We start from the raw sequence: 12,500 nt of genomic DNA, 5'->3' as shown, positions 1-12,500 counted from the left end.
CGAAGCGAAGAACTACGAGAAATCTTTGGAAATTATTCGCGCTCTTCATGAAAAAGGAAAGCGTTCTTATGAATCTCATTATCTTGCAGGCCATTGTCATTTCGCTTTAGGTAGGACTAAGTCCGCCGGTTCTCATTGGTCCGAAGCCCTTTCCATCAAACCCGGAGACACGGCGGTCAGTTTGGATTACACAAGATATCTTTTAAACAACGGAAGGGAATTCGACGGTTTGCAAGTGATAGCTCGCGCGTTCGAACTTAATCCGCGTAATAAGGATATTCGTCTTCTTTTCGGAACTGCGCTTCTTTATAACGGGAAAGCGAGAGATGCCCTTAGTATCACTGAAAAATTAAAGGCGGAAGATTCCAATGATTATCGCCCTTTGGTGTTGGAAGGACAGATCTATTACTATCTCGGAAGTATAGAAAAAGCAGAAGTAAGTCTGAAATGGGCCAACTCTCTTGTTCCGAATAATGCGAACGTATTAAATAATCTTGCGTTGGTTTATGAGAAGGCTTCCAATCAGGAAAATAAAAAGGGCAAATATTCAAATGCGAAAAATTACCTGAACTCCGCAAAAGAGCAAATCGAATCCGCACTGAAACTCGAACCTGAAAATTCCCACTTTAAAGATAATTTAAGAAGAATCGAAGCAAAACTCGATGCCCTCTCCAATAGCTGAACAAACCGTTTTATTCAACACGCTCGGATGCAGGCTCAACTTTTTCGAGTCGGATGGTTTGTTTTCGTCCTTGAGCAAATATGGATTTCGTTCCGCAGAAGTAGGAGAATATCCTGAAGTAGTCATCATCAATACTTGCACCGTGACGAATAAGGCCGATTCTAAAAATCGAAATGCGATTCGAAATGCGATCAAAAAATTTCCGGGTTCTCAGATCTGGGTTACCGGTTGTTACGCCGAAACGGATCGCGAATCGATCGAAGCGATTCCAGGCGTGGCGGGCGTTGTCGGAAATACGGAGAAGTCGAAACTTCCTGCGATGATTCTCGAAAAGAGAGGGTTGATCGAAGAAAGCGAACTCGCCGGAAAAATCTACGATCGATTTTCCTATTCGGATGTTTTGCCGAACGGTCATACACGCGCTTATTTGAAAATTCAAGACGGATGCAACCGTAAATGTTCATACTGCAAGATTCCTCAGGCGCGCGGTCTTGGAGTCAGCAGAAATTATCAGGACGTTTTAGATCAGGTTCGCTTTTTGCAGGACAACGGAGTGGGCGAAATCGTTTTAACCGGCGTAAACCTAGGATGGTTTCGCGACGGAGAAAACAAAAAAGCCTTCAACAAGATTCTCGGCGACATCTTAAATATTTTAGAATATTCAAGAATTCGAATTTCTTCGATAGAACCTCCCGATGTGGGAAACGAACTCGCCGAGCTGATGACACATCCCCGTTTTACTCCGTTTCTGCACATTCCTCTTCAAAGCGGAAGCGCGGAAATTCTCAAACGAATGAAACGCACCTATACTCCAGATACCTTTCGCAAACGCGTGGAAACAGCCAAGAAAAAGGTTCCGGGCTTATTCTTAGGAACCGACGTGATCGTAGGTTTTCCCGGTGAAACCGAGGAAATGTTTCAAAGCAGCGTTTCTATGGTCCGCGATCTCGGCTTTGCTAAGATTCATGTGTTTCCTTTTTCGGTTAGAAGAAATACGTTAGCCGAAACATTTCCCGATTCCGTGAGCAAGGAAACGAAAAAAGAAAGAGTTTGCACGCTCAACGCTTTGTCGAGAAACTTGCATCAGAAATACGCAATTTCCGAAACCGGAAAGATCCGGGAGGCGATTCTGGAGCAAGGCGGCGTTGCGGTTACGGACAATTATCTCAAAGTAAAACTGAACGAGTCGGAACTCAGAAGTCTCAAAGTAGGCCAATTCTTAAACGTGGAACTTCGGAGTTACGAAACGGAAGAAGACAAGGAAGGGACGTTTTTCGGTAAGGTTTCCCGATAAAAAGTAAATCTGTATTTTCTTTCGTGAGAAAATATTTCTGAAATTTATCCTTTTTTATCAAAAATCACACGTTAAAGGATAAGATCCGCCCGTGAATGTAGGAACTCCTTCAATCCTGAGCCGGAAGATAAATTTCGACGAACGCCTCAGATATGGAATATTTTGATCGGAGATATGGGAATCGTAGGCCCTAGACCTTTTACACAATATGACGTGGATCGTTTGGAATGGAACGGAAAATTTCACGATGTTCGTTGGTTGGTTCATCCCGGGATCGCCGGACTTTCTCAGTTGTATTCCGGAATGGGTGCGAGGGCTTCTTTTTGTTTCGATCGGTCGTATCTAAATTCAAAAAGTTTTATAATGGATGTGAAGATCGTTTTATCGACGTTTGCGATCAACGTATTCGGTAAAAAAAGAATCCGCGAAAGACTAAAGGCATCTTTAAAGGACAGAAAGATCGGAATTCGTTGGAAACAATGGAAAGAACACTTTAAGAACAACGAATCCCGTCCTTTACCGAAGATCGATTCGGAGATTTTGAATCTTCGTACGAATGAAATGCAATCCATCGCTTATTCTATCGCCATATTTCAGTTAGGCGAAGCGGGGGAGGGAAGAATCGCGAAAGAAATCGATAAAACCATCCTGTTCGGAATCGACGATTTTTACAGAGAAGCTTTGAAACTTTTCGTAAAGGAAGAGGGAAGACATGCAAGAATTCTGGGGGAATGTGTCCGTGCCTTAAAAGGAAACCTCATCGAATCCAATTGGACGGAACGATTGTTTTATTTTGGGAGAAGGCTTCTCGGAGTTCGATTGAAGCTGATGGTTCTTCTCGCGGCGGAGGTTGTGGGAATTTGTTTTTATCGTAGACTGGTGGATAAAATTCCGAACGGACTCGTAAAGTCGGCGTTGTTGGACATCATAAAGGATGAGGAAAAACATCTGAAATTTCACAGTGATTTTTTCAGAATTCGAATCCGAAACTTCTTTACCAAAGCGATTTTCAGATTGTTGTGGAGAACGATTGCTTTCGCCGTTTATATCACCGTTATTTTGGATCACAGAAAGACGTTTCGTGTATTGGGAATTTCGAACTGGAAAACGTTTCAAAAATTTCAGGAGATTGCCCGTTCCACCGAGGAATTTATTATGGAAGGTTTGGGTTTGAAGGGACTGGATTCTTCTTCAGAATACATTAGTAAATTATGAATCTTGAAAATACTGATGTGAAATGTTCGCTTGTACGAGCGATGCCCGAGAAAATTCCATGTAAAAAACGAAGATGGTTCAAAAGGTAAAGCGGATTACAAAATGAAGATAATCATTGTTATAGCCGCATTTTTTCACGTTCTGATGGTGGTGGGTTTTTTGGACTTCATTCCGACTTGGAAAAAAAATGTCCAATGGATCAATTTCTTCCTGATCATAATAAACTTCATTCTACTTTTATATTTCTCCTTTTTTGTCATAAAAGTTTTTTGGAGACGATCTTTAGTGGCTTTCGGGCTTTGCGTTGGTTTTTTAGTTATATTAGGATTTCTTTATTCCTTCTTTTTTATTTTGAATCAATTCAAAGACGGAGGTTTCGTATGCTGCCTGGAAGAAATAGTCGAATATCCTATAGAAAAACCTCCAAAGACATTATTCCTATTTCACTATAACTGCATTCCGGACGGGACTGTGGTTCTTAAAATTCGAAAAGGACTACTCCCGATTTTGGAAAGAGTCGATTTCACGGAAAGTGATAGGGACCATTCTCAAATTATCCGAGTATCTGATAGCCACGGAAACGTTTATGGTTATGATCCTATTCGAAATAATTATTGGTACATTTTTAAATGAATTGACTGAAAATTTTTTCAGGTTGGTTATTCGGATCATTTGTACTTTCTCGATTTTTTTATAAAAATTCCCTAAGAGCGCGTGTCCCAAAACCATTCGATCTTATTGGAATCTCCGCGGATCGCTGCAATTGTTTCACGTTTTGGGACAGACCCTAAAGTTACGAACGAATGAATTCATCCGTTATGTCTTCTTCCTCTCTGAGATCGTAAAATCCGTATTCGAAGTCTTTACCTGCGATTACTTCGAGGCCATAGACATATTCGGAAACCCGAATGTTTTTTACAACATCCAAGTGATAAAGTTCGGCTAAGAATTTCATTTTATCTAAGGAAATCTTATCATTGATTTTTGGGCCGATTGCGTATTCGTTTTTCACCCAGTCTAAAACAATCAATTTCCCTCCTCTTTTTATCGAGCGTATAAGTCCGTCCATGGCAAGCCCAGGATCCGGAAATGTGGACAGAACTAAAGATGCAAAAACCGCATCGGGTGTTGGAATCCATTCCGGTAAAAGTGGATGGTCCGATTTTTCGATAAAAAATGGAGTGAAATTAGAAATCTCGTCTCGGTTTTTCCAATGAAGAACTTCGTCGATTAAGTCTTGTTGGCATTCCCCGCCCCAAATCCAAGCATCTTTGGGAAGTTGTTTTTTTAACTCTAGAGTAAAATAGCCGAGTCCCATTCCGAAATCGACCAAATTTGCCACTTCTTTAAGACTAAAGTGTTTGAATACGACTTCTGGAGGGGTAAGTTCGCGACGTTTGCTGGAAATCAGAAAATTCTGATATTCAGGGTTTTCGTAATAATCCAGATCGCTCATAATTCTTACTTGGATTATGTCTAATTGATCGTTTCGGAAATGTCAAATCCGAAATAATGAATCTTCTATTATTGCATATTTAAAACTAATTTCTCTTCGAATGAGTATTAAATTACTCAGTTTAGACTGTCGATATAAGTACCAAAGACAATTCTTTTATGGAAATTCGTACTCGTATATTGCTCCTATTCTCGTTTATAACGTTGGTTTCCTTTCCAAAAGCTCAGGAGAACACGTTCAATCAGAATCAGGTGGAGAATTATAGCGTGGCGAATTCCATTCATGCGGAAATTTTAAAAAAGGATGAGAATTCGATTCGAATCTTTTGGGATGCCCCGAGAGAAACCGGTGAAATCATCGTTGCTCGCGCTTCATCTATGATCGATACTCCCGAGAAATGTATGGTTGCTGATTCGTTGGGTAAGTATCCGAGTGGAATCGCCGGGGGAGTGACTCAGATTTTCGATTACAATCTCAAACCGGGAACTTATTACTACGCTGTCGTTTTAGCGCATCGCGTTAAAAAGAATATGATCAAACTGATTCCTGGAAAAAACTTCACAACGGTTCCGGTCGTCATAGAACACGCGCTTGCGCCGGGAGTTTCGAACGCAGACAATAAAATTCCTGAAATTCCAGATGACGCAAGAGTGATCGATCTGACGGTTAAAAGAGAAGGCAAATATCTTCGATTGAACTGGACTCCGTATGAAAAGGCGATTCCGAACGCGACCGTTTATACTGTTTATCGTTCTTCGGAACCAATGTCTTCCTTATCTTTGATGAGAAAAGCGGAAAAGTTGACCGAATTGAGTCATCCCGAATCCACGTTCCTGGATCAGGACCTGAACAAATCTCGAACGATCTATTACGGTGTTAGTGTTCGATCCGGTGCAAAAGAAGTTTTACCCCTGATAAACGGACAATCCTTTACTCGATTTTTTTATATCGGAAATCCGAATAAGGATGGTTCCAACGATATTTCATCTTCTGAATATTCGGAAGATGAAATGCATGTAAAAGATATTAAAGCAACCGTTGAAGACCTTGACGTAAGACTCGAATGGAAAGCCCCTGAAAAAGCGGATGCGAATACGGTTTACACGATATATCAGGCTCTCAAACCCTTGAGTGGCGGAACCGCTACTTTTCTCGGAGGAAGTGTCCGTAAATTGGGCGAGATAAATCACCCGGATACGGTAGCACAGGTTCGGATGAAATCTTTAGACTCGAAAATTTATTTCGGAGTTACGGTAAAACATCAGGATAAGGAAGGATTCAATCTCGTCGAAAATGAATCCTTTGTTGCGATTAATAATAATGTTCAAAATTCGGAAGAGAATGAACAATCGAAAGTAAAGGATAATCAGGAAGAAGATTCGGTAGAAAATAAGCAGCAGGAAGAAGATACGATAAATAAACAACAGGAAGAAAATCCTAAAGATAAACAGGAGGAGGAAGAATTTTCCGGAACCGACGACGAACTCGATAGGATCTTGAAGAGAACCTACTGGAAAAAGGAATACTCGGACGCGATCCACCACTTGAAATCGTACGCTAAAGACGGAAATTCCGTGTACTTAAAAGGGAAAGCTAAATTTTTCACTGGACTCTCCTACTATAAAAGAGGGAATTATCGAGAAGCCCTTAAGTATTTCATCAATAAAGATAGTAAATTTTATAACACAGAGCGCTCAGAATTTTGGTCGAAGCGTTGCCTGTCTCGGATCTCCGGAGGAAATCCATGAACCGCTCTATCATCTTAATTACTGGATTTTTATTCATTTGTGCCGGTCTTTTAATCGGAGTTTACCAGACTACGGTTCAAGACGAGGGTTCTAAACGGATGTCGGTTCTCGAAAGAATTAAAGAAGGAGAGGAATACTTAAAACAAACTAATCCCAGTGCGGCTGAAAAAGCAGTGGACATCTTCTCCGAACTTTCCGCGAAAGAGATTCCCGAGGAATATTCATTCCGAGTGAAATACGATATGGGAAGGGCCCTGGAAAGAAATCAAGACAATCTTTTGGCTCTCGGAATCTATCGTGAATTGAACCAAAAAGAAGGTCTTTCCAGAGATGAACGTTCTAAAGTCGCTTATTCAATGGGAAATCTTCTTTTACAACTCAATCGAGACGAGGAAGGAAAGGGACATCTTGAGGAAGTTCTCAGAATTTCCGCCGATTCAAAATTTCGTTCTAATGCGTTATCCGCCATTGCGGACTATTATATGAAGAAGGGGAATTACGATCTTTCTCGTAAAAACTATGTTCTTGCGTTGCAAGAGGATCCTGAAAATGTAAAGGCGCGCGTTCGTTGGGGAAAATCCCTTCGCAGAATGGGAAAGGATTGGTCCGCATACGATGTATACGATGACTACGCCCAAGCCGGGTTCTATTTTGATCCGGAAAAAGAAAAAGTCACTTCGGAATTTCGAAGTGGAATCTTAGAGAAGGCAAGACAACTTTACGTTCGTAAACAGTATTATGGGGCAATCGACACTTTCAAGAAAGCTCTTGAAATGGGAATTAGTCCTAAAGCCGAAGAACAGGCTTTGTTTTATATCGCTGAAAGTTACGAAGCGATTGGCAAGTCCGATTCCGCTCTTCAATACTTAAACCGAGTTTTGGGAAATCAAGACGGTTCCTTGGATCAAACGGCTCTTTTCCGCAAAGGTACGATCTATTTCAAAAGCGGAAAATATGAAAAGGCGGCGGCTTTATTTCAAGAAGCTTCGGATAGATATCCGGATTCTCCGGTCGGAAGAAAAGCGAGCGCATGGAAAAAGGAATCTTTGGATCAAGTGGAAGATAATCTTCATTATAAGGAATCCGACAAGGCGAAGAGCAAAGAGGATTTGGAAATTGAAAGATTGGATTGAGATTTAAAAGAAAGAATTTATTTTCAAACTATAAAATAAATTCGAACCTATTGATTCTTAAGAATTTCACTTTGTATATAGACCAAGCATTTTTCCGGACTTAAAGTCGCACCGTATGCGTAATTCGTTCCGAATACAATTCGATTTATGTTTCTTCCAAGAATTACAATTGATTCTATGTGACAATCGGATATATAACAATTCTCCATGGAGCAATTTCGTATAGAAATGGTTTTAAGATTACAAGAAATGAATTTAGAATTTTTAAGATTGCATTTTTCTAAATTAATATTTACGAAAGAATTTCTAAATTCTATGTTTTCTAAATCGTAGTTTCTGAGCGTAAAATGGAAATCCTCAATAGATACTTTTGTAAATTTTTTCTTCCCTTTTTTAATAAGCTGAACGAATTCTTGAACGGAAAGATCGTAGACCATTTTTAGAAAACCTCCTTCATAAATTCCTCGTCCCTGAGTTCAATATCGATTCCTAAAACGTCGTAGATTGCGGAAGGGATATCCACAATCGATCGAATCTTTTTTTCCATTTGTGAAGTGTATTTTCCGTAAAGAATCGTTGGAACTTGGTTGAGTGTGTGAACGTCCACGCTTAAATCCTCTATGTTTCCGTGGTCGGAGGTTACGATCAATTGATCTTCTTCCGGATTCAATTCTTCTAATATTCCGGTTAGAAAGGCTTCCAATTCCCCTATGTATTTTTGGGCCGCTTCCCAGTGCATCTTATGACCTACTTTGTCCGTTAGAAAAAACTCATAAATACAAAGGGTATAATTATCCTCTTTGCAATTATGGATAATAGATTTCCCGGTTTTATACGGATCTCGAATTTGAAACAATTCGTCGGAATCGTCCAGATAACCTTTGGAAAATTCTTTCAGATATTCGTGAGTAATGTCCATGTAGAGGCCTTTGCCTTGACGAAGATCTTCCATTCCCTTGAGGGGTTTATCGCTCGCCATTTGAATTAAAGTGGAAGCCGAAAGGTGACGGGGATTTTTTTTCACGTGCTCATTGAATGCGGGAGTGTAACAATTCAGAAGATCTGCTTTAAAACCGTGTTCTTCCAAAACTCGAATGATGGAATATTTGCTAATGATTTTTTTGAGTGTAAATGTGGGAAACCCACTTAGATGTCTTTGGAGTACCTTGCAAGCGTTGATTCCAGTCCAAAGAGAAGTCTGACCGGTGGCGCTTTGAGGAAGGCCTTTGATTCCCATACTTGCATCTGTTTTAAGGAAAATGGCATTTTTAAGCGATTCGGGGGCGTTTTCCGGAATCGGTTTCCCCGCAAGCGGTAGGAAGAACGAATTTGCGTATCTGGAAAATGGATTTGTTTCCGGATCGTCGGGTCCGAATCCGACCCCATCGATAAACATATAAAAGATCATAAATATTCTATTCGGTTTTCTTCTTTCAGGTTAGACCAAAAGGGCCGATACTAAGAGCAGTGACGTCCCATTTTTATAGAAAAATCGCCTTGGTTTTAACTCTGATTCTATTAGGGCTGATTCCAGTTTCCATTCCTTTTTTCAAAGAAGAGTGGAAAGAATCTTCTATGAAGTTTCCCTTGAATCCGGCAGGAAACGAAGGATTTTTAAAGCGGGATGGCTTTTTAAAAGTTTGGTCGCAAGCCCAGAAAGTTCCTTTTTTCGAGGTGGGTTCCAAAATAGAATATACAATTCGAATTTTTTCCCTTCCGCGAGAAGCGAAGGAACTTGGCAAAAGTTTGCTAAAGGATTTGGGGCTGCAATCGATCAAAGTATATGATTCGTCGTATCGTCTCGTATATTCCAGTGAAGAGACGAAAGAAATTTTTAACGGGGATCTTCGTTTAGGGGATTTGAAAATCTTACCTTCTGAAATCAACTTCGACAGTTCCGGAGTTCCGATCTATCGAAGCAAAAACGGAGAATGGTTTCTCTGGATGAAGGGTTTTATTTTGGGGAAACATATATCGCTTCCGTTTAACATCAGAGATAAACAGGTCTATTGGATTTTTAAATCCGAAAACATCGGAGACAATTCTTTGATCGGCTCGAATGATCTTAGGTCGCTTAACTATCCGGATAATCTGGAGGAGATACTGACAGAGTTCAATAAACCCGCAATCGAATGGAAAGACCGCCCTCTTTGGGAAAAAAACAAAATCGGCGATCATACGATTTTCCTTTCGTATGACAAGGGATCCAGAACAAAACAGTTGTTTCAGATTCTCGTATTCCTGTTCTTTTTACTCGGAACTTGCGGATTGGGAATCATATCCTCCACTTTGGTTCAATCGATTATAGTGGAGAAGGAGTTTGATCATAAGGAAAAAGTTCTTAAGCTGAGGGACATTTTTCTGAGGATTATACTGCTTCTGAAAAGGGATTTTTCATGACCGGACTCAAGCTAAGAATTGCAATTTTAACCGTATCGGTCCTTTCTTTTTTTTATTATATGCTCGTGCCGTACTTTCCGGATGGAGTATATTATAAAATTAAAATGAAATCCGTTTTTTCGAATTTGAACGAAGAGCTTCGCCGCCTTGAGGCGGGACTTAGTAAAATAAATTCTTCTTCGGAATTGGAAAATCTACAGTTGGAATTTCCGATCGTTTCCGGTTTGAAGTTTGTCGCGGAGTCGGATCTCGTTTCCCGCAAAGATGCGGAAGGAAAACTTCTGGCGGAAATTTTAAAAGCGGGAACAAGTCGTTTATTATTTTTAAAACCCTCTTTGGTACTTTGTCTTCCCAATCTTAAAGAGAAGAAATTGATTCTCGCCGAGTTCAAAGAGGATTTGTTTCGTGTTTCTTTTTCCGGAGCCGAATCCATGTTGATTCCGGACTTGAAATTCGGGGGTTATGTGGAAGTCGGAAAACAATATGACGGCTTGAATAAGGGTCGGATTTCTTTCCTTTTGATCGATGAGATGAACCGATCCCAAAGCGCTGTTCATCGGATTCAAATCGGTTCCGTTCCATTTATTGGGTATTATTACGCGACGCCTGAAAATTCTTACGGCTTTTTAAAGGGGATTCTCATTTTAAAACCGGGAAGTGAAGGGCTTTTCTTTTTATTCCTTTCGGGGTTTCTCGCCATACTATTTTTGATCGATCTAATGATCAGAGTTCTAAGAATAAAGCGCAATCTTTTTACGAGTAAAGAAGGAAAAGAAATCCAGGAGATTGTAGGACAGATCTCGAAGGGAATCGACAGACTTCAAACTGCGAAGCAAAAAACTCTGGAGTTAGAGGAAAAGGACAAAGTAGAAGAGATACAAACTTTAACCTCGGAAGAAGTGGACTTAGACTTAAATAACCCTTCGATCAGTCTGAAGGAAGTCAAACGGGAAGATGGTCCTTCCATTTTTGTCCTTCCTTTTGAGTTAAAAAAAGAAGGTTATATTTCCCCCGCTTTTTTAAGAGACCCCGAAAAATTCAAAGCACATACGATTGTTCCGCCTGAAATTGAAAAGAAACGTTCCGAAATTTTTACTCCGGAATTGGAGGATTTGATCTCCAAAGTGAGAGAACCCACCCGTGAAAAATCCCTTTCTCCGGTAGAAGAAACCGCTGAATCGCAGTCGAAGCCCCGCAATATGGAGTTGGGTCCGGGTTATATGAAATGGTTGAATACTCTTCAGATTCGGGACCGAAGAAAAATTTTGGAAGTTTTGGACGAGCTTAGTTATGGGTTAGAATCTGAATATTCGTTTATTCTAAAATACTATACTTCTGTGTTTTCGAGCCTTAAACTTTTCGGATTTTCGATCCACTATTACAATAGAAGAAACGGAAGTTACAGCCCTTTTGTAACCTACGGACTGAAAGAACGCACGTCCGAAAATATGATTTTTCTCTACGACGATCAATACATCGGAAAAGAATTGGGAACGTATTCTCACATCGAAATCACTGAAGAAAAAAAGATGGATCGTTTTTTTAGAAAAAAATTCGATCCGATTGATTTGGAATCTTGTATTTCCATTCTTACGATTCCATTGTCCAATTTCGGAATTCCGTTTCGATTTTTTCTATTTTTCAAAGATCCGCTTATGGAAGAGAACGCTCAGGAAATCGAAAATTTGATCTTTCATTCTTTGGAACCCGTTATTCCGGCATTCGAGGAACACGATCGAAAAATTCTGGGGGAATTGTTCCGAGACAAACGAGACGTCGTTTCTTCCAGAATTCATTTGATGAGAATCGCAACGGACGGCGAAAGAGGACTTATGAAGTCTTTTCGAATTGAATTTCATGGAAAAGATTTTAAAAAACTCGAATCGCTTCGTAAAAAAGTAATGTCTCAAATTTTCGAAATTATCGATCCCGAAGATATGTGCTTCGGAATCGGAGTCGGAGCGTTCGGTTTATACACGAAAAAAGATTTGGAAGAACGGATACGTTCTTTGATGGATCGAACCGAAAACGCCTACGATTTTACGGTGGACGTTTATCCGAAAAACGGAAAGAATCTTTTCACATACCTGTAAATTTCTTTCGATTTCATTATGATTCTTATTCGTTTATCAATCTGGTTTTTGTTCTTGGCATTTTTTTGTTCTTCGATTTTTGCGAACGAAGAGAATCGGAAAGAATGGAATCGTGCGGTTAAAGAAAAAATTCTCAAAATGAACGAAGCTCAGGAAGAGACGGAGTCGATTCCCTATCTCCAAAAGTTCGTGGAAAAAAATCCCGCGGATTTGACCGTTAAACTCTGGTATGCGCGGGCCTTATTCTATCGTAAGGATTTGGAAATCCCTGGACATGCGGAGGACGTTTTTTCTAGGATGGAAAAGCTCAAGAAAATTAAAGAGAATTATTTTCTCGCGGCGAAAACGTTCGAGGGAGTTTTGGAATATCTTTCCAAAGCGACTCCGAGAGATCCCGATCTAGGCAAATGGCATTTTCTATGGGCGATGTCAGAGTGGTATGCCGGAAGAGAGGATAGGGCGATTCAGATTTTTAAGAA

Annotated in this window: 11 protein-coding genes and 1 pseudogene (2 of these 12 only partly in view); 9 read left to right on the top strand and 3 right to left on the bottom strand. The window is 40.2% G+C overall.

Annotation, left to right across the window (positions count from 1 at the left end; translation table 11 throughout):
- From FHG67_RS18125 to FHG67_RS18110, 4 genes and pseudogenes are all read left to right on the top strand, one after another.
- Positions 1-682 carry the 3' portion of a tetratricopeptide repeat protein gene (locus tag FHG67_RS18125; protein WP_142499871.1) on the top strand. Its footprint begins 107 nt before the window's first position, so the window shows 682 of its 789 coding nt (coding positions 108-789); its start codon lies beyond the left edge, outside the window; its stop codon occupies positions 680-682.
- On the top strand, positions 663-1,976 hold the full coding sequence (gene mtaB, locus FHG67_RS18120; RefSeq protein WP_076621802.1) for a tRNA (N(6)-L-threonylcarbamoyladenosine(37)-C(2))-methylthiotransferase MtaB: 1,314 nt from the start codon (positions 663-665) through the stop codon (positions 1,974-1,976). The genes FHG67_RS18125 and mtaB overlap by 20 nt, the downstream gene beginning before the upstream one ends.
- A gap of 144 nt (positions 1,977-2,120) precedes the next feature.
- Positions 2,121-3,191, top strand: a pseudogene (locus tag FHG67_RS18115) (sugar transferase); the annotation flags it as partial.
- 102 nt (positions 3,192-3,293) lie between these two features.
- Complete coding sequence (locus FHG67_RS18110; RefSeq protein ID WP_004500003.1) at positions 3,294-3,824, top strand: hypothetical protein; 531 nt, start codon at positions 3,294-3,296, stop codon at positions 3,822-3,824.
- 160 nt (positions 3,825-3,984) lie between these two features.
- Here the strand turns inward: FHG67_RS18110 and FHG67_RS18105 are convergent, their stop codons facing one another.
- Complete coding sequence (locus tag FHG67_RS18105) at positions 3,985-4,647, bottom strand: class I SAM-dependent methyltransferase (protein WP_004497551.1); 663 nt, start codon at positions 4,645-4,647, stop codon at positions 3,985-3,987.
- A 158-nt stretch (positions 4,648-4,805) separates the two neighbouring features.
- Here FHG67_RS18105 and FHG67_RS18100 point away from each other — a divergent pair, with 158 nt between their 5' ends.
- Positions 4,806-6,395: a hypothetical protein gene (locus FHG67_RS18100; protein ID WP_016759087.1), complete on the top strand. Its 1,590-nt coding sequence runs from the start codon at positions 4,806-4,808 to the stop codon at positions 6,393-6,395.
- A complete protein-coding gene (locus FHG67_RS18095) occupies positions 6,392-7,528 on the top strand; it encodes a tetratricopeptide repeat protein (protein ID WP_002627787.1) in 1,137 nt (378 codons plus the stop codon). Before FHG67_RS18100 ends, FHG67_RS18095 begins: the two co-directional genes overlap by 4 nt.
- Positions 7,529-7,575: 47 nt before the next feature.
- Here the strand turns inward: FHG67_RS18095 and FHG67_RS18090 are convergent, their stop codons facing one another.
- Together FHG67_RS18090 and FHG67_RS18085 are read right to left on the bottom strand one after the other, a co-directional pair.
- Positions 7,576-7,965: a pentapeptide repeat-containing protein gene (locus FHG67_RS18090; RefSeq protein WP_004500016.1), complete on the bottom strand. Its 390-nt coding sequence runs from the start codon at positions 7,963-7,965 to the stop codon at positions 7,576-7,578.
- Positions 7,966-7,967: 2 nt separating this feature from the next.
- The gene (locus tag FHG67_RS18085; RefSeq protein WP_004500008.1) at positions 7,968-8,936 is read right to left on the bottom strand and encodes an alkaline phosphatase family protein; all 969 of its coding nucleotides are present in this window, start codon (positions 8,934-8,936) and stop codon (positions 7,968-7,970) included.
- A 59-nt stretch (positions 8,937-8,995) separates the two neighbouring features.
- On the opposite strand from FHG67_RS18085, the gene FHG67_RS18080 reads away from it, so the two are divergent.
- The 3 genes in view from FHG67_RS18080 to FHG67_RS18070 are tightly spaced (at most 18 nt apart) and all read left to right on the top strand, a layout consistent with a single transcriptional unit that may run on beyond the window.
- Entirely contained in the window at positions 8,996-9,928 is a 933-nt protein-coding gene (locus tag FHG67_RS18080; protein ID WP_004500036.1) for a hypothetical protein, read from the top strand.
- Complete coding sequence (locus tag FHG67_RS18075) at positions 9,925-12,021, top strand: hypothetical protein (protein ID WP_004500029.1); 2,097 nt, start codon at positions 9,925-9,927, stop codon at positions 12,019-12,021. Before FHG67_RS18080 ends, FHG67_RS18075 begins: the two co-directional genes overlap by 4 nt.
- An 18-nt stretch (positions 12,022-12,039) precedes the next feature.
- A protein-coding gene (locus tag FHG67_RS18070; RefSeq protein ID WP_002627850.1) for a tetratricopeptide repeat protein crosses the window boundary here: on the top strand, positions 12,040-12,500 show its 5' portion. 142 nt of this gene lie beyond the right edge of the window; 461 of the gene's 603 nt are visible here — the first part of the coding sequence; the start codon lies at positions 12,040-12,042; its stop codon lies beyond the right edge, outside the window.

Origin of the sequence: Leptospira weilii, from assembly GCF_006874765.1 — a bacterium.
In the GTDB taxonomy this organism is placed as follows: domain Bacteria; phylum Spirochaetota; class Leptospiria; order Leptospirales; family Leptospiraceae; genus Leptospira; species Leptospira weilii.
This window is presented reverse-complemented; position numbering and strand designations above follow the sequence as displayed.

What these genes read in the sequence shown, in the direction of transcription:
- mtaB (WP_076621802.1), top strand. Translation starts at nt 663, where the DNA reads ATGCCCTCTCCAATAGCTGAACAAACCGTTTTATTCAACACGCTCGGA.
- FHG67_RS18110 (WP_004500003.1), top strand. Translation starts at nt 3,294, where the DNA reads ATGAAGATAATCATTGTTATAGCCGCATTTTTTCACGTTCTGATGGTG.
- FHG67_RS18105 (WP_004497551.1), bottom strand. Translation starts at nt 4,647, where the DNA reads ATGAGCGATCTGGATTATTACGAAAACCCTGAATATCAGAATTTTCTG.
- FHG67_RS18100 (WP_016759087.1), top strand. Translation starts at nt 4,806, where the DNA reads ATGGAAATTCGTACTCGTATATTGCTCCTATTCTCGTTTATAACGTTG.
- FHG67_RS18095 (WP_002627787.1), top strand. Translation starts at nt 6,392, where the DNA reads ATGAACCGCTCTATCATCTTAATTACTGGATTTTTATTCATTTGTGCC.
- FHG67_RS18090 (WP_004500016.1), bottom strand. Translation starts at nt 7,965, where the DNA reads ATGGTCTACGATCTTTCCGTTCAAGAATTCGTTCAGCTTATTAAAAAA.
- FHG67_RS18085 (WP_004500008.1), bottom strand. Translation starts at nt 8,936, where the DNA reads ATGATCTTTTATATGTTTATCGATGGGGTCGGATTCGGACCCGACGAT.
- FHG67_RS18075 (WP_004500029.1), top strand. Translation starts at nt 9,925, where the DNA reads ATGACCGGACTCAAGCTAAGAATTGCAATTTTAACCGTATCGGTCCTT.